This is a genomic window from Paenarthrobacter aromaticivorans (genome assembly GCF_019038615.1).
Lineage (GTDB): Bacteria > Actinomycetota > Actinomycetes > Actinomycetales > Micrococcaceae > Arthrobacter > Arthrobacter aromaticivorans.
Window position 1 is genome coordinate 75,276 of sequence record NZ_JAHOPC010000012.1, and the last position, 18,275, is coordinate 93,550.

The 18,275-nt window shown below is 63.2% G+C and carries 19 protein-coding genes and 1 riboswitch; of the genes, 9 read left to right on the top strand and 10 right to left on the bottom strand.

Annotation, left to right across the window (positions count from 1 at the left end; translation table 11 throughout):
* The first annotated feature begins 160 nt into the window (after positions 1-160).
* Positions 161-1,210 carry a Gfo/Idh/MocA family protein gene (locus tag KSW38_RS17750; protein ID WP_216926260.1) on the top strand — a complete coding sequence of 350 codons (1,050 nt, stop codon included), beginning with the start codon at positions 161-163 and terminating at the stop codon, positions 1,208-1,210.
* Positions 1,211-1,222: 12 nt separating this feature from the next.
* Here KSW38_RS17750 and KSW38_RS17755 read toward each other — a convergent pair whose 3' ends face one another.
* Both KSW38_RS17755 and KSW38_RS17760 read right to left on the bottom strand, forming a co-directional pair.
* On the bottom strand, positions 1,223-1,708 hold the full coding sequence (locus KSW38_RS17755; protein WP_216926261.1) for a hypothetical protein: 486 nt from the start codon (positions 1,706-1,708) through the stop codon (positions 1,223-1,225).
* Positions 1,709-1,759: 51 nt separating this feature from the next.
* Positions 1,760-2,971, bottom strand: a complete 1,212-nt coding sequence (locus tag KSW38_RS17760; RefSeq protein ID WP_216926262.1) for a WXG100 family type VII secretion target — start codon at positions 2,969-2,971, stop codon at positions 1,760-1,762.
* 289 nt (positions 2,972-3,260) lie between these two features.
* On the opposite strand from KSW38_RS17760, the gene KSW38_RS17765 reads away from it, so the two are divergent.
* The 3 genes from KSW38_RS17765 to KSW38_RS17775 all read left to right on the top strand — a co-directional run bounded on the left by KSW38_RS17765 (position 3,261) and on the right by KSW38_RS17775 (position 5,570).
* Positions 3,261-3,956, top strand: a complete 696-nt coding sequence (locus tag KSW38_RS17765) for a hypothetical protein (protein WP_216926263.1) — start codon at positions 3,261-3,263, stop codon at positions 3,954-3,956.
* Between the two features lie 181 nt (positions 3,957-4,137).
* Complete coding sequence (locus tag KSW38_RS17770) at positions 4,138-4,686, top strand: RNA polymerase sigma factor (protein WP_216926264.1); 549 nt, start codon at positions 4,138-4,140, stop codon at positions 4,684-4,686.
* The gene (locus KSW38_RS17775) at positions 4,683-5,570 is read left to right on the top strand and encodes a hypothetical protein (RefSeq protein WP_216926265.1); all 888 of its coding nucleotides are present in this window, start codon (positions 4,683-4,685) and stop codon (positions 5,568-5,570) included. The genes KSW38_RS17770 and KSW38_RS17775 overlap by 4 nt, the downstream gene beginning before the upstream one ends.
* A 139-nt stretch (positions 5,571-5,709) precedes the next feature.
* On the opposite strand, the gene ald is transcribed toward KSW38_RS17775, so the two are convergent.
* Entirely contained in the window at positions 5,710-6,828 is a 1,119-nt protein-coding gene (gene ald / locus KSW38_RS17780) for an alanine dehydrogenase (RefSeq protein WP_216926266.1), read from the bottom strand.
* 205 nt (positions 6,829-7,033) lie between these two features.
* On the opposite strand from ald, the gene KSW38_RS17785 reads away from it, so the two are divergent.
* Entirely contained in the window at positions 7,034-8,251 is a 1,218-nt protein-coding gene (locus tag KSW38_RS17785) for a PucR family transcriptional regulator (RefSeq protein WP_216926267.1), read from the top strand.
* A gap of 234 nt (positions 8,252-8,485) precedes the next feature.
* Here the strand turns inward: KSW38_RS17785 and KSW38_RS17790 are convergent, their stop codons facing one another.
* Both KSW38_RS17790 and KSW38_RS17795 read right to left on the bottom strand, forming a co-directional pair.
* A complete protein-coding gene (locus KSW38_RS17790; protein WP_216926268.1) occupies positions 8,486-9,844 on the bottom strand; it encodes a hypothetical protein in 1,359 nt (452 codons plus the stop codon).
* Between the two features lie 2 nt (positions 9,845-9,846).
* Positions 9,847-9,997: riboswitch (cyclic di-AMP (ydaO/yuaA leader) on the bottom strand.
* Positions 9,998-10,126: 129 nt separating this feature from the next.
* A complete protein-coding gene (locus KSW38_RS17795; protein WP_216926269.1) occupies positions 10,127-10,360 on the bottom strand; it encodes a hypothetical protein in 234 nt (77 codons plus the stop codon).
* 47 nt (positions 10,361-10,407) lie between these two features.
* Here KSW38_RS17795 and KSW38_RS17800 point away from each other — a divergent pair, with 47 nt between their 5' ends.
* Positions 10,408-11,475, top strand: coding sequence for an ATP-dependent DNA ligase (locus KSW38_RS17800; RefSeq protein WP_216926270.1), 1,068 nt, complete (start codon positions 10,408-10,410; stop codon positions 11,473-11,475).
* 88 nt (positions 11,476-11,563) lie between these two features.
* On the opposite strand, the gene KSW38_RS17805 is transcribed toward KSW38_RS17800, so the two are convergent.
* The 5 genes from KSW38_RS17805 to KSW38_RS17825 all read right to left on the bottom strand — a co-directional run bounded on the left by KSW38_RS17805 (position 11,564) and on the right by KSW38_RS17825 (position 14,197).
* Positions 11,564-11,818 (bottom strand): DUF6480 family protein, encoded by a 255-nt coding sequence (locus KSW38_RS17805; protein WP_216926271.1) that lies wholly within the window; start codon positions 11,816-11,818, stop codon positions 11,564-11,566.
* A gap of 112 nt (positions 11,819-11,930) precedes the next feature.
* On the bottom strand, positions 11,931-12,737 hold the full coding sequence (locus KSW38_RS17810; RefSeq protein ID WP_216926272.1) for an alpha/beta fold hydrolase: 807 nt from the start codon (positions 12,735-12,737) through the stop codon (positions 11,931-11,933).
* Entirely contained in the window at positions 12,734-13,378 is a 645-nt protein-coding gene (locus tag KSW38_RS17815) for a maleylpyruvate isomerase family mycothiol-dependent enzyme (RefSeq protein ID WP_216926273.1), read from the bottom strand. The genes KSW38_RS17810 and KSW38_RS17815 overlap by 4 nt, the downstream gene beginning before the upstream one ends.
* A 55-nt stretch (positions 13,379-13,433) precedes the next feature.
* Positions 13,434-13,685, bottom strand: coding sequence for a hypothetical protein (locus KSW38_RS17820; protein WP_308169434.1), 252 nt, complete (start codon positions 13,683-13,685; stop codon positions 13,434-13,436).
* An 80-nt stretch (positions 13,686-13,765) separates the two neighbouring features.
* The gene (locus tag KSW38_RS17825; RefSeq protein WP_216926274.1) at positions 13,766-14,197 is read right to left on the bottom strand and encodes a helix-turn-helix domain-containing protein; all 432 of its coding nucleotides are present in this window, start codon (positions 14,195-14,197) and stop codon (positions 13,766-13,768) included.
* A 169-nt stretch (positions 14,198-14,366) separates the two neighbouring features.
* Between KSW38_RS17825 and KSW38_RS17830 the strand changes: the two genes are divergently transcribed.
* The 3 genes from KSW38_RS17830 (at position 14,367) to KSW38_RS17840 (ending at position 18,266) form a co-directional block, all read left to right on the top strand.
* Positions 14,367-15,437 carry a LacI family DNA-binding transcriptional regulator gene (locus tag KSW38_RS17830; protein ID WP_216926275.1) on the top strand — a complete coding sequence of 357 codons (1,071 nt, stop codon included), beginning with the start codon at positions 14,367-14,369 and terminating at the stop codon, positions 15,435-15,437.
* Between the two features lie 80 nt (positions 15,438-15,517).
* Positions 15,518-17,194 carry an ABC transporter substrate-binding protein gene (locus KSW38_RS17835; protein ID WP_216926276.1) on the top strand — a complete coding sequence of 559 codons (1,677 nt, stop codon included), beginning with the start codon at positions 15,518-15,520 and terminating at the stop codon, positions 17,192-17,194.
* A gap of 94 nt (positions 17,195-17,288) precedes the next feature.
* Positions 17,289-18,266 carry an ABC transporter permease gene (locus tag KSW38_RS17840; RefSeq protein ID WP_056080554.1) on the top strand — a complete coding sequence of 326 codons (978 nt, stop codon included), beginning with the start codon at positions 17,289-17,291 and terminating at the stop codon, positions 18,264-18,266.
* The last annotated feature ends 9 nt before the right edge of the window (positions 18,267-18,275 follow it).

An 18,275-nucleotide genomic window follows, 5' to 3' on the forward strand; every position in this document is an offset into this window, starting at 1 on the left:
AAGGCCGGGATCTTCCTGAACCTGTAAATGGTTTGGGAGGTCCCGGCCTTTGCCATGCCATCCCTCTCTCACATCCTGCTGCCTTTTCCCGAACGTTCTCTCACGTCCTGATCCTGGGAACAGCGCACCGGCGGGACACTTACTGAATTAGCCTTGGGGCATGACTTCCAGGCCGATCCGTACCGCCATCGCAGGTTTTGGGTTATCGGGCAGCGTGTTCCATGCGCCCTTCATTGCAAGCAACCCTTCGTTTGACCTTGCCGTCATTGCCACAGCGAACGCGCAAAGGCAGGCAAGTGCGGTTGAACGCTACCCGCAGGCAAAGGTAGTCAACACGCCAGCGGACATCCTGGCGCTGGCCGACGAATTGGACCTCATCATCCTCGGCACACCGCCAGCGACCCACTATCCGCTGGCGAAAGCTGCGCTGGAAGCCGGGCTCGACGTCGTCGTCGATAAGCCGTTTGTTGTGCACAGTGCGCAAGGTGAGGAACTGATTCAACTCGCCGCGCGAGCGGGCCGCGTCCTCACTGTCTACCAAAACCGCCGCTGGGACGGAGACGCGCTCACCTTGAAGAAACTGCTCGACGCCGGGACGCTGGGTACCGTGACCAGGTTTGAAGCGGGGATGGAGCGCTGGGCGCCGGAGATCGCCAAAGCGTGGAAGGCAAGCGCTACTGCCGAGGACGGCGGTGGGGTGCTGTTCGACCTTGGTGCACACGTACTGGACTTGGCCGTCCAGTTCTTCGGGCCCGCGTACGTCACCTATGCGGAGATCAGTGCACGTCGTCCGCAGGAGAAGGCCGACGACGACGTCTTCATCGCGCTCCAGCACCAATCCGGCGTCGTCAGCCACGTGACCCTGAACCTCAACAGCCACCTCCATGGACCGCGTTTCCGCGTGCTGGGAACGAAGGGTGGATTTGTAAAGTTCGGCACCGATCCGCAGGAGCCCTTTGTTCTGGGCGGTGGATTGCCGACGGACGCGGAGTACGGCGTCGAACCTGCCGAAAATTACGGCACCCTTGAGTCCGACGGCCAGCGCCGAACCATCACCACCGAGCGCGGAGCCTACCCGGAGTTCTATCGCCTCCTCGCCGAAAAGATCGACGACGGCGGTGCGGCATCCGCACGTCCCGCACCAGTGGATCCGGCTGACTCGGTGGAAGTGCTGAAGCTGATCGAACAGGCGCGTGCCCTGAGTTCCTAAACGGGGACCTGTTCAAGCAGGCCCGGCAGTCACGTCCGCACTCGCCACCAAGGAATAGATCGCTTTCAGGTCCTGGTCTCCCTCAAGCGGCTGGCAGCTACCGGTCAACTGCACGACGTCGGCGGCTACTTCGTGGTGGAACACCGTCACTGCCGTGAATTGTGCCAGGGAGCCGGCTTGCGGGTGCGTATAACGGGCCTCCCGGACATGCCATGGGCGGCCATTGATGACCACAGGCTCGGTCCCCAGAAGTACGGCGTCAGGCAAGTCAGCCAGGAAGGCGTCCACGGAAGCAGCGATGTCCTGCAGTTGGTAGCCAGGCAGGCGGCGGGATACGGAAATCACCACATTCGGCGTGTAGCCGCCCTCGGAAGCGGGTCCCATCAGCGCACCCACGGCGTCGGGGACCACCTGCTCCGTCCAACCTGCCGGCGGGTTGACGCGGATAGTGGGGTAGGCGGGGAATGCCTTTGACGGGAAAACTTGCTGTGCGGTCATCGTGAGAGCCCTTCCGGCGCTGTTTTAGGGAAGTTCAGGGAACGGGAATGCTTATTTGTTGAGAAAATCGACAAAGCCGGTGACGGAATCCACAAATGCGGACGGACTGAGCGTGACCTGCACGCCAGCGCCAAGTCCCAACTCCGCCGTGATCTTGGCACCAACGCCCAAGGTGAGTCCGTCCTCGTCCAGGGAAGCGTTGAAGAAGTGTCCCTCGCCCGCACCGGCGGCAACTGTTTCCGACGTCGCGAGTTTTTGGCCGAGGACTTCAACGTACTGGGATGCGGTCAGTTCGGCGCCGACACCTGCACTGGCGCCTGCACCCGTCACATCACCGGTTTTGTTGACGTTGATTTCGCTTTCTCCAGCGCTTGCCCAGGCGCCGCCACGGATTTCCGTGCCCTGCCCGAATCCGAACAGGCCGCCGGCGATTTCCGTCTCGTTGCCGACGGTCATTTTCTGGCCCGCAAACGCTTCGCCGCCGGGGGAGAAGAGGAACGGGCTTTGTCCGGTGATGTGGGCGCTTGCTTCCGCACCAGTCATGACCCTGGTAGTGACGGTGTTGTTGATCCAGCCATCGAAGAAGTCGCTCTTCGCAGTGGTGATGTTCTCCACGCCCACGAACGCTTCACCGTTTGCTTCAAGGTGTGCCGGGCCGAAGCCAATGGGAATTTTTCCGTCAAACTTGCCGTCGGCGCGCCACCCGGCGAACGTCTCGTTGGTTACGGTGGTTTTGGCAGGTCCCCGTTCCGCCTCGGCGGTGAACGTTACTCGAGCGCCGGATGAGACCTTCCCCGAGGCGTCAATGCTGATTCCATCAGGACCAACCGATACGTGGGCCTCTGCTGTGCCTTCAGTTCCGACGGCTCCGCTGCCCTGGACAGTGATGGGCCCATAGGTCCGGGGGCTCATGGTGAAACCGGGTAGGCCAGACGGGTCCTTGCCCTCTGAAGCACCTGAAACACCTGAACCACCCCCGCCCCCGGGGAGACCAAGGGACGCCTGTTCCTGCTGCTCCGCGTTGAGGCGAAGGGTGCGCGCGTTGGTCTTCAAGCACAGTGCTGCTGCTGCGAGCCTTCCATGGAGGTCGCTGTTCCATTGGCTACGGAACTGCTCGGCATCGTTTCCGCGCCAGTAGTGGCCGTTCTGGATCATCGTGCTGAGCTGCCGCTGAAGATTGGTGATCTTCTCTGCTTCGGAGTCCATGACGGCCGATAGTCGCCGCAGGTCTTCGACGTCGGCGCCAACCAGTCCCTGTCCCATAACGCTCCCCCTGTACGCCGTGGCGTGTCGATCGCCGACGGGCATGAAGTGCTGCGCCGGGCATCCCATGAGCATAATCGCCTGCCCGATGAAGCTGCCATGGGGAGAACTATCGGATGTGGAAAACCAGCACCTCCATTGCGGCGCCGAAAAAATTCTTGAGGAAGGCGTAACCTCAACCGCTTCCGGAACGATGTAGAGGGTGTGCGGGCCACGTCCGCACGCTGATCATCCGGCAGCGACCCAAACGCTGCCGGGGCAATCCCCACATCGTTTGTCGGAGGCTTTTATGTCCTTGTTCACTGTCCTTGCCACTAGCAAAGTCGCCGCCGGCGTCCTGGCTGCCGGAGCTGTAGCTGCTGGCGGAACCGGTGTCGCTGCCTTCAATGGCGCGCTTCCCACCGAAATCCAGCAGAGCGCCCACGACCTCGTCGGTGCTCCTGCGCCCCTCGCCACGAAGGCAGCAGACGCAGCCGAAGCTGGCCAGGCCAAGGCGACTGACGCCGTTGAGACCGCACAGGCAAAGGCAACTGACGCTGCCAAGGCTGGCGAAGACAAGGCAACGGACGCTGTTGACGCTGCGAAGTCCAAGGCCGAAGACGCCGTCGCTGCAACGCCTGAAGCTTTCGGTCTCTGCACTGCCTTCATCAATGGCGGACTCAAGGCTGACACCAAGGTCCCCGGTTTCAAGTCCCTGGTTGTGGCCGCAGGCGGCGAAGCCAACGTTGAATCGCACTGCCAGGCCGTAGTCGACGCCGGCAAGGCTGCCGGTCTCAAGGCTGACGGTTCCGCTGACGCTGACGCTTCTGTTGCAGCCAAGGTGCCGGCCGTTCCTGCTGTCCCGGCCGTACCGGGAACGGACGGTGCCCCTGCTGTCCCGGCTGTCCCGGCTGTCCCTGCAGCACCGACCGCCCCCGCGCTGCCGACGCAGGTGCCCACCGATGTTCCTGCCGCTCCCGGTGCAGGCCTCGATTCGGTCCGCTAAGCACTCAGCGGTTACGGTTTAAGGGTGGGGCTCCTTCGTTTAGTACGGGGAGCCCCACCACTTTACGGACGGTGGCGTACGTAACAGACGGCAGTGGCAACGGATGTCCTGAGCCCGGGAAACAACCGGGGAGGGTGCTCCAGAGAGGCCGCTGCGCTGCGCGGGATGGAGGCATCCACGGGTGCTAAACCCATTAGCTGATGAATATGTGCAGACGGACGATGACGATCCCGCTCTGCTCTTCACCGATGCCTACAACCAGTTCTCCGGCCCAGTTTTCGGCTACCTACGCGCCCGCGGTGTGGACGATCCCGAAGCCGTGACGCAGGACGTCTTCCTTGCCCTGTATCCGAAGCTGGCGAACCTTGAGGGTGGTCTCCAAGGGGCCAGGACCCTGCTGTTCTCGATCGCCCACGCGCGCATGGTGGACCATTATCGCAAGCGTGAACGGACCCCGGATTCAGCTCCGTATGAGGCTGAGTTGGATGCGCGGAGGGCGCCCTCGGCGGAGGAGCAGGCCTTTGGCCGCGGCAGCCTGGGTGTCACGGAACTTCTGGAGGACCTCGCTGCAGATTATCGCGAAGTCCTGGCATTGAGGGTGGTGGCTGATCTCTCCGTGGAAGAAACGGCGGCCATCATGGGCAAGTCCCAAGGGGCAATAAAACAACTGCAGCGCAGGGCATTGGGTGCACTGAGGAAAAGTGCACTACGAAGGAATGGCACACCATGAGTGAAGACAGCACCCCGGCCGGACGGCGGACGGCTCGCACCGAGGGTTATACGGGCGAGCAGGCAATTGACCGCCTGTTGGCCGATTCCGGACTCGGCGATGCCCGCGACATCCGTGCCGACCTTCTTGAACTGCGCTCCCTCGCCAGCACTGCTCCGCTGCCCTCAGCGGCCGTGCGCGCGTTGATGATCAGTGACCGGGCTGCCGGCGGCAGAAGCACGACGGCGGAGCTCGCCTCCACCGTGGCAGGTGTACCGACGGCAGTACTTACCTCGGTCCAAGGATTCACTGACCCGACCTCTACTGACGAACTCGCGGCCCGCCGTCGTCGTAAGCGCCGCACCGCGATCGCCGGGCTCGCCGTGGCAGTGTCATTGGCAGGCGGTGCTACAGCCGCGGCCGCCTCCGAGGGTGGCATCCCGGGCGCTTTCCAACACCTGGGCTCGACAATCGGTTCAGTAGTTTCGCAGCTCACGCCGGGATCAGGCAATGGATCGCGGCAGAATCCTGGTTCCCCCTCCGAGCAGGAGCGTGGCCGCACCGTGACTCCGGCCACCCCATACCCGTCCGGCCGCAACCCGGCGGGCAGTGGCACCTCGGGAAATGGAGCCAACCCAGGCCAAGAGCCACAAGGCGGCACCAATGGCGCGTCCGGACACTCCAATTCGCCCAAGGCTCCCAACGCGGGAACGCCCGAAACACCCAAGCTCCCCGGGAATGGTCAGCCCGGAAACATCAGCATCCCGACTCCCGCGGCACCCATCACGCCGCCGGGCATCGAGGCGCCCAATGTAACCCCGCCGACCCTTCGGCAATCGGATATCCCCGTTCCGGTTCCCACCCACGTTGTCCCTGAGGAACCAGTCGCCCCCGGCAACGACTAAGCACGGGTCTGCCCGCCCAGCATGGGTTTGCCGCCCAGCACGGGTCTGCCCGCCCCAACACGTGCAAAGCCCGCTATCCCGTTGCTGGGCAGCAACGGGATAGCGGGCGAGCGACTTGTCACCGCCGCAAGGGCAAAGCCTACGCCGTAACCACGCTGTGCCAGTCGGCGACGAGGGGCAGGTTGTGCGCCTCCGACACCGAGTGGTGTGCCACGTGGCCTGCAGCGATATTGAGGCCTGCGGCGAGGGCGGGGTCGCGGTCGAATGCGGCCTTGACGCCCAGGTTGGCCAGTGCCACGGCGTAGCGCAGGGTGACGTTGGTCAGTGCGTACGTGGACGTGTTCGGAACAGCGCCAGGCATGTTGGCAACGCAGTAGAAGATCGAGTTGTGGACCTTGTACGTCGGTTCCTGGTGGGTGGTGGGGTGTGTGTCCTCGAAGCAGCCACCCTGGTCCACGGCGATGTCCACCAGAACCGAACCCGGCTTCATTCGGGACACGAGTTCGTTGGTGACCAGCTTGGGAGCCTTGGCGCCCGGGATCAGGACGGAGCCGATCACGAGATCTGCGTCGACAACTGACTTCTCGATCTCGTAGGCGTTGGATGCCACGGTCTTCAAGCGGCCCTGGTAAAGAGCGTCGAGTTCCCGCAGGCGGTTGATGTTGATGTCCATGATGGTGACATCAGCACCGAGGCCCAGTGCCATGGCGGCAGCGTTGGTTCCGGCAACACCGGCACCGAGGACAACAACTTTGGCGGGACGGACACCCGGCACACCGCCGAGGAGGATGCCCTTGCCGCCAGCCGGAGCCATCAGCGAGGAAGCGCCGACCACCACGGACAGGCGGCCCGCGACCTCGGACATCGGGGCGAGCAGCGGGAGGGTGCGTCCTTCCTGGACCGTCTCGTAGGCGATTGCCGTGACGCCGGAGTTGATGAGCTCGGCGGTGAGTTCAGGCTCTGCGGCGAGGTGCAGGTATGTGAAGAGGATGAGGCCCTTGCGGAAGCGGTGGTACTCGGCCTTGATGGGTTCCTTGACCTTCATGACCATGTCGGCCCGGCCCCAGACGTCGTCCGCGTCGGCAACGATCTCGGCGCCCGCGATCGAGTATTCCTCGTCCGTGATTCCCGAGCCCAGGCCCGCGCCCCGCTCAACCAGAACGGTGTGTCCGTGAGTGCGGAACTCGTGGACACCTGCGGCCGTGATGGCTACGCGGAACTCGTTGTTCTTGATTTCTTTGGGGACGCCGATGATCATTTGCTGGCTCCATCGTTAGCGGCTTTTCGGCCGGATATTTGCTGCGGGCTGTGATTCCAGAATAAATCCGGCTGTGAGGCAGGCGACATGGACCTCGCAGCTCGGCGCAAGTGAAAACCCCGTAAATTCAAGGAACAGCTCAAATCAAGCTCGACATTTGTCGAGGGCTGAGACGTCAGGTGTCGCCTTGTGTTGGTACGCTTTCTTGATGCAGCAGGACGTCGAGGAGATCGTTGAACGCGTGGCGCTCAAGCTAGGCAGGGGGCTGTCCCTGGAGGACCTCGACGGCGTCCTCCTGGCCTACAGTTCCAACCAGTCGCACGCCGACCGCGTCCGCGTGAACTTCCTGTTGAGCAAACGCGTGCCGAGCGATGTCAGTGCTTGGCAGCTCTCCCACGGCATCGCGACGGCGGTGCGCCCGGTTGTTGTTCCGGCGAACGACGAGCTGGGCATGCTCGGGCGCGTTTGCGTCCCACTGTTGGTGCGCGGTTTTCGGGTGGGCTACTTATGGGTGCAGCAGGACCTTGAGGAGCAAACCGCGACGGCGATACTCGCCGAATTGCCCGGCGTGCGTGACGAACTGGATCTGTTGGCTGGTTTGCTGCTCGATTCCAATACGGCCGAGTCAGAGTTTCGCAGGAGGCGGGAGCAGGAGTTTCTGGCGGCCTGCACCGGCGAGTCGAACGCAGTGGCAGCGGTGGCCGGTTGGAAGGAGATCCAAGGCCGCGGTCCGTGGCAACTGGTGACCATCCTGGACGCGGACGGCGGCGGAACCGACGTCGACCCCATCGCCGCCACGCTAACGCACCGAACAGCAGCGCTGCAGTCCACCATTGGTGTCAACGCCGCGCTGTTCAGCGCCGGGACGGAGACGCATTCCGTTGTCCTGTTCCGCGAATCCGGTGGCAGGGCGGATCACGCCCAGGTCCTGGTGCACTATCAATTGGAGCTCGCAAAGCGGGCGGGCCGCAAAGTGGACCGGGTGATCCTGGGCATCAGTGAGCCGTTCCAGGTTATCCGGCAATTGGCAGGCGCCTACAGGCAATCGAAGGTGGCAGCGCAGGCCGCAGCCGTGGATCCGCCCCTCGGGGAACTGGTGGAGAGCCGGGCGGTGGGCGTTTATCAACTCTTCGATCGTCTTCAGGCGCCGGGCGGCTGGGATGATACGGGCTCCGTTCATTTCAGGACTTTGGAGGACCAGGATAAGAACGGCGAACTCCTGCCCGTGTTGGAACTGCTCTATGACAACGACAGCTCAGTGCAGGACGTTGCCGCGAAACTTCATCTGCACAGGAGCAGCATCTACAACCGCCTCGGCCGCATCCGCCAGCTCATCGGAGCTGATCCGTTGAGCGGTGGGATCAGGCTCGAGTTGCACGCCGCACTGAAGGCCCAGAGGTGGGCCTCGCGGCCCCGGATCTAGGCCCCGGATCAGGTGCGGAAGGGAGCACAAGGGGCAGACACCCTGGTAGGTGCCTGCCCCATCTTGTTGCTGCTATTCCTATTGCGATGATTCCTGGTGCCGTGAGTCCTTAGGCTCGGCGCAACCGCTGGCAGCTCCAGCGGCCCATCCGACTGCGGAACGTGGCAGTGCGGCTGCTGCTGCAGTACCGGCCGTGCCATCCGACGTGCGCGCTGGTCCTGGGAAGCCGCGTGCTCATTTCAAGATCCCTGTGGCGCCGTCAAGTACGGAGTCCAGATCCAAGGGTGAATCAGTGGACGGTGTGGTGGTGCTGGGGCTGCCGGTCGGCTTTGGCGCCGGAGTCTGTGTTGGAGTGGGCGCCGGAGTCCCCGTTGGAGTCGGGGTGGTCGTGGCCGGTGGGGTGGTAACCGTGTCCGACGGGACCGGGCTCGGGGCCGGCTGGGTTGGGACAGGAGTGGTCACGCCCGGCACAGGAACAACAGCTGACGGGACTGCCGAAGGAACCCAAACAGGATCCGCAAGTGAAACCTGCGGAGTCGGAAGGGACGACGGCGACTGAGCGGGTGCCTCTTCTGACGACTGCGTTGCAACAGTTGCCGGCAGTCCGGCCTCGCTGGTGGCCGACGAAGCGGTGGCGGTGGAGGTGGACGAGGTGGGTGCAGGGGCGGCCGAAGTTGACTGCCTGCTGTCGCCACCCGTCTTTGCGTCACTGGCTTCCTTCGTCGGCGTTTCCTGCCCGAAGAAGGGAAGCTCGAAGGCCTGGCTCATGGTGCCAACAGTCAACACCAAGCCCAAGGCTCCAGCTACAACTGCCATGCGCTGGCCCATTGTTTTAACCGAGGCCGCCTTGGTGAGCACGGCGTGTGGTTCGTGGCTGAAGGACGACCCACCCCGAGATGACCCACCCCGTGATGACCCGCCCACGGATGAAGCTCCGAAGGTAGGGGCGCTTGCCAGGGTTTCGGCAGCGGGTGCCGCCTTACGGGCATTACTGCTCTCGGTTTCCTGGGCGCGAAGGGCTTTCCGGCTTGCGAGACCAGCAGCGGCGGTCGCGGCCGCGGCGAGCTGGGCAGGGCTCGTTGCCTGAACGACCGGGATCGCAGCGGTGGCTGGTTCGGGTTCGTGCGCGGCGGCGGTGGGCGCAGCGGCAGGGATGGGCGCTTGAACGATCGGGATGGCAGCGGTGGCCGGCTCGGGATTCGCAGGCGGTTCGGACGCGACCGGTTCGGGCGCCTGAACAGTTGGAATCGCAGCAGTTGCCTGCTCCAGGGGAGCAGAACCCGCCGGAGCAGAATCCGCCGGAGCAGAGTCCACCGGTGCTGTTTCTGTTGGAGCAGTTTCAGCGGGAGCTGTCTCAGCTGAAATAACTGCCTGGGCTGCCCGTGCACGCTCTGCCGCGCGAGCGGCCGCGCGCGTGGTGGGTGCCACAGGGGTGGGAGTGGAAGCAGTGGCGGGTTCCGGCGTCGTGCCTTCTAAACCTTCTGCTGGCGCGCTGGTGGAGGATCCGCTGGGTTGGGCCCGACGGCGTCCGGTTGGCTGGGTGCGCTCGCGCGCTATTTGGGCGCGGCGCGGCTGATCCATGGTTGGGGACATGGTGGTTGCCTCTCAACGCCTGCGAGGTTAGCTGTCGGGTTCGGACGAGGCCGTCCGGCCGCACATGGCGGCTTCACCCCAAGGGCCTATGGAAAATCAGGCCCGGGAACTCTGGGTCCCCCGTCTCTGCCGCGAGTCTGGCGGATCCCGGTTTGCGGCAGAGCTCGGCGTCAACCCGGAAGCGGCCCAGCGGAGATACGGGTCGCTCTTAGACCGTACATGAGCGCCATACTAAAGTCACATTAATGTAACGGGCGGGACGCCTTCCAGCGCGAAGGTCCCTTAGGACTTAGGCTCCGGTGCCGGAGCCGGGGCTGGCAGCTCGTGCTCGATCCTTTGGACTTGGTGTGCGTAATGGGTTTCGGGTCGGAAGATTTCGTCCGCCACTCCCAGCATCCCACCCGTGGCGCCGCGCCGGACTTTCCCCTGGCTGTTCTGGCGCGAGACCCAGAACCATAGGGCCGCAACGAGGGCAGGTGCTGCCAGCACTGCCACTAGAACGGCCAAGATATCCATGGCCCAAGACTAGCTTCAGCCGCGAGCGGCAGGTAGAACATAGTCGTATGGACCTCCCAGTGATGCCGCCCATTTCGCCCATGCTTGCCAAGTCCGTTCCTTCGATCCCTGATGTGGGCCATTTTGAGCCCAAATGGGACGGGTTCAGGACCATCGTTTTCAAGGACGGGGATGAGATCATCCTGGGCAGCCGCAACGAACGTCCCATGACACGGTATTTCCCTGAGCTGGTGGAAGCCCTTCAGAAGAATCTTCCGGACAAATGCGTGATCGACGGCGAGATCGTCCTCATAGCTGGGAACAGGCTCGACTTCGAAGGCCTTCAGCAGCGAATCCACCCCGCAGATAGCCGTGTACGGATGCTTGCCGGGAGCACCCCGTCCTCCTTCATCGGATTCGACATCCTCGCGCTGGGAGACGAGAACCTCATGGACAAGCCGTTTTCCGAGCGTCGAGCTGCCTTGGAGCAGGCACTGGCCAAGGCTGAGGCGCCCGTGTACGTTACGCCGGCGGTGACGGAACTCGACCAAGCCCAGGAGTGGTTCGTGCAGCTGGAAGGTGCTGGGCTGGACGGCATACTTTCCAAGCCGCTCGGGGGGACGTACCAGCCGAATAAGCGCGTCATGTTCAAAACCAAGCATGAACGGACCGCGGACTGCGTGGTGGCTGGATTCCGCTGGCACAAAACGGGAAAGGTTGTCGGATCCATGCTGCTTGGGCTGTATAACGACGCCGGTCAGCTGCAGCACGTGGGGGTGGTGGCTTCGTTCCCCATGGCCAAGCGCGAAAGCCTGGTGGCGGAACTTGAGCCATACCAGACGGAGTTCAGCGAACATCCTTGGGGTCAGTGGGCCGATCAAGGAGACGCCGCAGCTACGGGTTCCCGAATGCCGGGCGCGCAGAGCCGGTGGAGCGCCGGCAAGGACTTCTCCTTTGTTCCCCTCCGGCCCGAGCTGGTTATCGAGGTTGCCTATGACTACATGGAAGGCGACCGGTTCCGGCACACCACCCAATTTCGTCGATGGCGTCCGGACCGGACTCCGGAGAGCTGCACCTACTCCCAACTGGAGGAGCCTGCTGACTATGACCTCGGGGAGATTCTGAGGCTGCCATAGCCCGGGGCGTCCGTCAGTTGCCGGTTATCACGTTGTTGAGCCGCTATCCCGTTGTTGAGCAACGACGGGATAGCGGCTTGGCGACGAGCTACTCTTCGTGCCCTTGGTCGCTGCTCATGCTGCCCTCGGCCGGCGGGGTTTCGCCCGGGGGAACTCCGCCGCCGGGCTCAAGTCCCGTGACGTTGCCATCCAACGGATCGGGATTGGCGGAGGCAGCGGGGTCGTCGTCTTCGTCCTGGCGCATATCCGGATCGGTGTGCACATCGCCTGTCGTGTCGGCTGGCTCGGGGGCGTCGGAGACTCCGAAGGTCCGGGGATCGTCCTCAGGGTCATAGCTGGTCATGGTCACCCTTCCTAAGCAAACTTACTATTGTGCCTGCCCGGCCAGCCTAGCCTCCAGATCGCAAACCCAACAAGGGGCATCCCAGGCTGCCGCCGCCGTCCTACGAATACGCCTAGTTGGAGCGGGACGTTGCCGAAACGAAGCTCATGATGGCATCCGCCACGGCCTTCGGCCGCATGTGCTGGGCGACGTGCCCTACTCCGGGGATTTCAACGAGGCGCCCCTGGGGTACCGCCCGGGAGAGCCTAAGCGACCACTCCGGCCCTGCCACATGATCGCGGCTGCCGCGGAGCACCAGCACGGGAATCCGGACTTTGGCCAGCTGCTTCTCCGTTGGGTAGCTCATCATCACGGGCAGCTCCGTCATGTACCAGCGCGGACCGCATTGAAGGTAGTCCGTGATCACGATCCAGTTGGACGATGGGCTTTCGCGGAGTACTCCGTCCAGGAACAGTGCGAGCGACTGCTGTGCCACGTTCTTGTGTCGTGAGTCAACCACGGGACCCATAAGGACAAGGTGCAAGGCGCGTTCGGGCGCGTGGAGGGCCGCTTCAATGGCGAACTGCACGCCCATCGAGTGGCCTACCAGGATGTACGACTCGATGCCGCAGGCCTTCAGTGCTTCTGCGATGAACGCGCCGTAGTCTTCCACGGACAGTTGCCGCCCGGGCTTGGGAGTACCGGCAAAGCCTGGGAGGTCCAGCGAGTAGGTGGGCGCGCCCGCTGCCAGGACGCCGTGAAGGCGCGCAAGGTAGCGATGCGAGACGCCGATGCCGTGGATAAGGATGTAGGCCGGCTGGTCGCTCCCGTGCGTCCCTGGAGGCGGCGTTCCTTCCGTCCAGAGAATCCGACCCCCTAGGCCGCAAGCCTCGACGTCGGCAGACAGTAGCGTGGTCCGCGTCCCTCGGCGCCCCGTCAAGGCCGGGCCTGTTCCAGGAATACCGGAGCCCCGGGGCCGGTTAGCTCGTCCTCAGACACTGGCCGTCCTGAAACAGCGAGAAGCAGGGAAATGGCTGGTCCTTGAACCTCCGGGCCGTCGCCGTGCTGGAAATCGGTGTCCGTGGCAACCAGTCGCCAGCCTGCGGCTATCTCCTTGCCGCCGCCCATCCTTGTTGTTGTCTTAACCTGGTAGCCAAGAGCCAACGCGACCTGCTCGGCCGGGTAGTTGCGTGTCATGCCCAGGGGGCGCCGGATGTCTTCGCCATGGACGAATGCTTCCACCAATCGGGTGGCAATCCCCGCCGGCGGCCCCGATGTCCGGGACACTACAGCACGTAGCGCGGTCAGCGTGCGGCCGGGATCCTTGGCCTTTTCCCGTTCCACGCCCACGGCGTTGTCGCGGTCGAAGTCGAAGCGGGCTTCAATCATTCGCCTGATGAAGCCCAAGCGGGTGGTCTTTGCGCTGTCCACAACGTGCGCCAGGACGTCATGGATGTCCCAGCCCGGGCAGAGTGAAGGCGTCTCCCAGAGTGGCTCGGGAAGGGGTTCCAGATCGTGGATCAGCGCACGACGCTCATCGTGCACAACGGGCCAAATGACGGAGCGGGGACTCGAAGCCATACCGCTATTGAAACAGCCCTGGGTCGGATTTGGGGCTGTTCGACCCGCCCGCGCGCTAATCCCGGGTGGCGTCGTCCGATTCGGCGGGGTCGCTTGTGGGATGTGAAACGTCAGGGGTGCCGGCAGCATCGGCCGCCTCCCGGCGTCGGGCGATTTTGGATTCTGTCCACATGGCGACGGCCACGAACACTACACACGCAAACATGAACGTGGCAACGAAGTTCAATCCCATGGCCGATCCCAAGGGTGCGGCAAGGGCCATTGCGGCCACCCCGGCCACGATATGCCACCCTTTGAAATTGCCCACCAAACAAGCGTAACCCCGGGCTAATCAGGTGCTGGCCCGTTGGCTGGGATCGTTGCTTGATCCTTATCACTCCGACGCTTTTAGCCGCCGGGCGCGTCATTTCCGGGGCCATCCCGGCTGTCATCTTCGATGGTGGCTTCGGCCTGCTTGCGCTTCTGGGTTTCCAGCCACGCGATGATCGCAGCCTGACGGATCCGCCGATGCGTGCCGCGGTATTCCACGGGGATCTCTCCGCGGTCGGTCATATTGCGCAGGTAGGTGTGGGAAATGCCTGCGAGCTCCGCGGCCTGGGACGTCGTGAGCATTTCCTCCACGCTGCTGACCGTGACGGTTTCGCCCCGGCTCAGCCGAGCAAGAAGATCGACGACGGCGTCCCTCGCCTGATCGGGGAGGCGGTGGACCGTGCCATCGACGAACACGGTGATGTCGTCGCTGTCTTGGAGGGAGCGTGCGAGATTCCGGGCGTCGTCGGCGGGGAGGCCAGCTGTAACGCGGGGAGCTATCAATGCCATGGCAGAAGCCTAGCGCGGTGCCGGCTGGTGGCTGCGCTGGACCAAAAGAAGACGTTGACAGGAAACAGGTAACGCGCGTAACCTGAATCACACGTTCCAAGTAACGCGCGTTACCAAGTCCCGTCCTAACAATAAGCATCACCAACCGAAACAACACCCGGAGCATTCAATGGCGAAAAGCACCACCCCCAACAAAGCCGCGGCTGTGCGGCAGCGGGGAGTCACCATGAATGACGTCGCCAAGCACGCCGGCGTCTCCCGGACCGCAGTCTCGTTCGTGCTGAGCAACCGCGAAAACGCCAGCATCTCCGAGGAAACCCGAACCCGTATCAACGACGCCGTGCAGGCACTGGGCTACCGCCCGAACGCCGGAGCACGTGCGCTGGCATCCCAGCGCAGTGATTGGTACGGGCTTGTCACCGAGATCGTGACGGCACCGTTCGCCGTCGACATCATCAAAGGTGCCCAGGACCAAGCCTGGCTTGATCGTCGGTTCCTGCTCATCGCGCCCTCCGACCAGGCCGATGCCGTAGGACCCAACAAGGGCTTGGAAGATGCCGCCATTGAAAAGCTGCTGGAACAACGCGTGGAAGGACTGCTCTACGCAGCCACCTTTCACCGAGGCGTGCACGTTCCGCAGAGCGCCAACGAAGTACCAACTGTCTTGATCAACTGCTTCGACGCTGACGGAAAGCTGCCCTCGATCGTCCCTGACGAGCGTGCGGGTGGCAGGGTCGCCGTCGAGCGCTTGCTTCAAGCCGGCCACACCCGGATCGGAATCATCAACCTTGACCCGGTCATTCCCGCAGCAGTCGGGCGATTGGAGGGTGCCCGCGAAGCACTGGCCGTCGCAGGACTTGAGCTGGATCCGGAACTGGTGGTGTCCGGATACGCAACGGCCGACGGCGGCTACGAAGCCGCATGCCGGATCCTGGACCGCTATCCCCAACAGGACAGGCCAACCGCGCTGTTCTGCCTCAACGACCGCATGGCGATGGGCGCCTACGACGCCATCAAAGAACGGGGCCTGACCATCCCCGGAGACATCGCAGTGATCGGCTTCGATAACCAGGAGCTGATTGCGGCCTACCTGAGGCCAAAGCTGACCACCGTTGCGTTGCCGTTCCAAAAAATGGGAGCCCTGGGAGTCCAGACGCTCGCCGCTCTTACAGCAGGACAGCCGATCATTGCCGACCAGCAATTGGTCGACTGTCCGCTGCTAGAACGCTCTTCGGTCTGACCGCGAAATCAACCTCGAAGAGCAAACCCCTTACCCACCCCTTCACCTTGGACGATGAAGATAGGAAAGAGATAACCATCATGACACAACCCCGATTCCTGAGGTCTGCCCGCATCACGGCGGCCGGACTGGCGGTGGGCGCAATGCTGCTGACCGGCTGTGCCGCCACCGTCAACAAGACCGCCGGCACGGACGCCGCAGCAAACGCGAGCGCGTTCCTCACCATCCCGCGTGAGGACATGGGCACGTTCGTGCAGAACTTCAACCCGTTCGCACCCACCGTCAACCCGATGGTCCAGCAGTCCATCTACGAGTCCTTGCTGATCTTCAACCCGGCAAAGGGAGACACGGTGCCGTGGCTCGCAACTGAGTGGAAGGCGGCCGACGACGGCAAATCGATCACCTTCACGTTGCGGGACGGCGTGAAGTGGTCCGACGGCCAGCCCTTCGTCGCTGACGACGTGGCTTACACGTTTGAGCTGCAGAAGAAGATCAAAGGCGGTTACGAGTACCTGGACAGCGTAACGGCTGATGGCACTAACAAGGTCACGTTCAACTTCAATAAGCCGTGGTCGCCGGCGCTTTACGACGTCGGTCAGCTCAGCATCCTGCCCAAGCACATCTGGTCCGCGCTGGCGGACCCGGAGAAGGATGCCAACGCCAAGCCCGTGGGCACCGGCCCCTACACGGAAGTGGACAGCTTCCAGGCCCAGTCCTTCGTACTGAAGAAGAACCCCAATTACTGGCAGCCGGAAAAGCAGAAGATCGCCGGCATCAAGATGCTTGCTTTTGCAGGGAACGACGGCGCCAACCTCGCCGCTGCGAACGGGGACGTCGACTGGGCCCCGCAGTACATCCCGAACATCGAAAAGACGTTCGTCTCCAAGGACAAGGAGCACCGCCAGTACTGGTTCCCGGCAACCGGCGCCATGATCAACTGGCAGCTCAACACCACCAAGGCTCCCTTCAACGACGTTGATGTTCGCAAGGCACTGAGCATGGCCGTTGACCGCGACCAAGTCACCAAGATCGGCATGAGCGGCTACGCCAAGCCAGCGGATTGCACTGGCCTTTCCGGGAACTACGAGAAGTGGAAGAACTCCGAGGTCAAGGACAACTGCACCTGGACCAAGCTTGATGTGCAGAAAGCCAACGAGCTGCTGGACAAGGCTGGCTACGCGAAGGGTGCTGATGGCAAGCGCAAACTGAAGGATGGCTCGCCGTTCGAGTTCAAGATCTCCGTGGGCGCTTCGTCTTCCGACTGGCTTTCAGTAGCCAACGTGATTTCGCAGAACCTCGCCGAGGTTGGCGTCACGGCAAAGGTTGACTCCCCGGACTGGGCAGCCGTGGTTGCTGGTTACGAGACGGGCGACTTCGATTCCGGCATCGTATGGAGCGCCAACGACCCCAGCCCTTACAAGTACTTCAACACCTCCATGGGCACGGCAACCGTGAAGCCGGTGGGAACCAAGACGTTCGACAACTACCACCGCTTCGGTGACACCAAGGCTGATGCCCTGTTGGCCGACTTCGCAGCAGAGGCCGACGAGTCCAAGCAGAAGGACATCGCCAACAAGCTCCAGGAAGAGTACAACGACGTCGCACCGCTGGTGCCGCTGTTCTCCGGCCCGGAGTGGGGTGCCTTCAATGACACCCGCTTCACCGGCTGGCCCACCGAAGGCAACCCGTACGCAACCCTCTCGGTACGGTCTCCCACCACAGTCCTGGTGCTGACCACGCTGGAACCGCGTAAGTAATCCTTCACACTGCACGCCCGGCGGCGAGCCGCCACCTGATAGCCCCCGCCGGGCGTGCCCCAAACTTTCCGCAATTCCCGAATGGAGGGAAACCGTGCGCTTTATCCTGCGCCGCCTGGGTTTCTACCTGATCGCCTTCTGGGCATCCATCACCCTGAATTTCCTGCTCCCGCGCTTCATGCCCGGCGACCCCGTCTCCCGCATGTTTGCCCGCTCCCAGGACAGAATGCAGCCCGAACAGATCGAGGCCCTGCGCAAGCTTCTTGGCGTGGACGATCGGCCCATTTGGGAGCAATACGTCGACTACATGCACAACATCTTCACCGGCCAGATGGGCGTCTCCATCTCCCGTTTTCCAACACCGGTCACGGAGGTTATCTCTGCCCAGATCGGGTGGACCCTCCTGCTGGGCGGAACCGCACTGGTGATCGCCGCCGTCGTGGGTAACCTGCTGGGCATCCTGGCCGCTTGGCGGCGGGGTGGCGCGATCGACTCGGCACTGCCGCCGGTGCTTGTGTTCATCGGTTCGTTCCCCTATTTTTGGCTCGCGATGGGGGCGCTGTACCTGTTCGGTGTGGTGCTGGGCTGGTTCCCGATCCGCCACGCGTTCACGGATGGTTTGGAACCCGGGTTTACGTGGGAGTTCATCGGCGACGTCGGTGCGCACCTTGTGCTGCCGGCGCTGACGATCGTGCTGGTTTCCATTGGTGGCTGGATGTTGGGCATGCGCAACACCATGATCGCCACGAACTCCGAGGACTACATCACCATGGCCGAGGCCAAGGGTCTCCGGCCGGGCCGCATCATGCTCCGTTACGCAGCGCGGAATGCAATGCTGCCTTCAGTCACGAGCTTCGGCATGGGACTGGGTTTCGTGGTGGGAGGTGCGCTGCTCACAGAGGTGGTGTTCGCATATCCCGGCGTGGGGTACCAACTCCTCAACGCCGTCCAAGGCCTGGACTACCCCCTCATGCAGGGCCTGTTCCTGACCATCACCGCCGCCGTGCTGCTGGCGAACTTCCTGGTGGACATCCTCTACGTCCGCCTCGATCCGCGCGTGCGCAGCAACTAGAGGACTGAT

Coding starts and splice junctions, on each gene's coding strand:
- KSW38_RS17755 (WP_216926261.1), bottom strand. CDS start 1,708: ATGACCGCACAGCAAGTTTTCCCGTCAAAGGCATTCCCCGCCTACCCC.
- KSW38_RS17800 (WP_216926270.1), top strand. CDS start 10,408: ATGGACCTCCCAGTGATGCCGCCCATTTCGCCCATGCTTGCCAAGTCC.
- KSW38_RS17805 (WP_216926271.1), bottom strand. CDS start 11,818: ATGACCAGCTATGACCCTGAGGACGATCCCCGGACCTTCGGAGTCTCC.
- KSW38_RS17775 (WP_216926265.1), top strand. CDS start 4,683: ATGAGTGAAGACAGCACCCCGGCCGGACGGCGGACGGCTCGCACCGAG.
- KSW38_RS17760 (WP_216926262.1), bottom strand. CDS start 2,971: ATGGGACAGGGACTGGTTGGCGCCGACGTCGAAGACCTGCGGCGACTA.
- KSW38_RS17765 (WP_216926263.1), top strand. CDS start 3,261: ATGTCCTTGTTCACTGTCCTTGCCACTAGCAAAGTCGCCGCCGGCGTC.
- KSW38_RS17750 (WP_216926260.1), top strand. CDS start 161: ATGACTTCCAGGCCGATCCGTACCGCCATCGCAGGTTTTGGGTTATCG.
- ald (WP_216926266.1), bottom strand. CDS start 6,828: ATGATCATCGGCGTCCCCAAAGAAATCAAGAACAACGAGTTCCGCGTA.
- KSW38_RS17815 (WP_216926273.1), bottom strand. CDS start 13,378: ATGGCTTCGAGTCCCCGCTCCGTCATTTGGCCCGTTGTGCACGATGAG.
- KSW38_RS17830 (WP_216926275.1), top strand. CDS start 14,367: ATGGCGAAAAGCACCACCCCCAACAAAGCCGCGGCTGTGCGGCAGCGG.
- KSW38_RS17790 (WP_216926268.1), bottom strand. CDS start 9,844: ATGTCCCCAACCATGGATCAGCCGCGCCGCGCCCAAATAGCGCGCGAG.
- KSW38_RS17835 (WP_216926276.1), top strand. CDS start 15,518: ATGACACAACCCCGATTCCTGAGGTCTGCCCGCATCACGGCGGCCGGA.
- KSW38_RS17795 (WP_216926269.1), bottom strand. CDS start 10,360: ATGGATATCTTGGCCGTTCTAGTGGCAGTGCTGGCAGCACCTGCCCTC.
- KSW38_RS17825 (WP_216926274.1), bottom strand. CDS start 14,197: ATGGCATTGATAGCTCCCCGCGTTACAGCTGGCCTCCCCGCCGACGAC.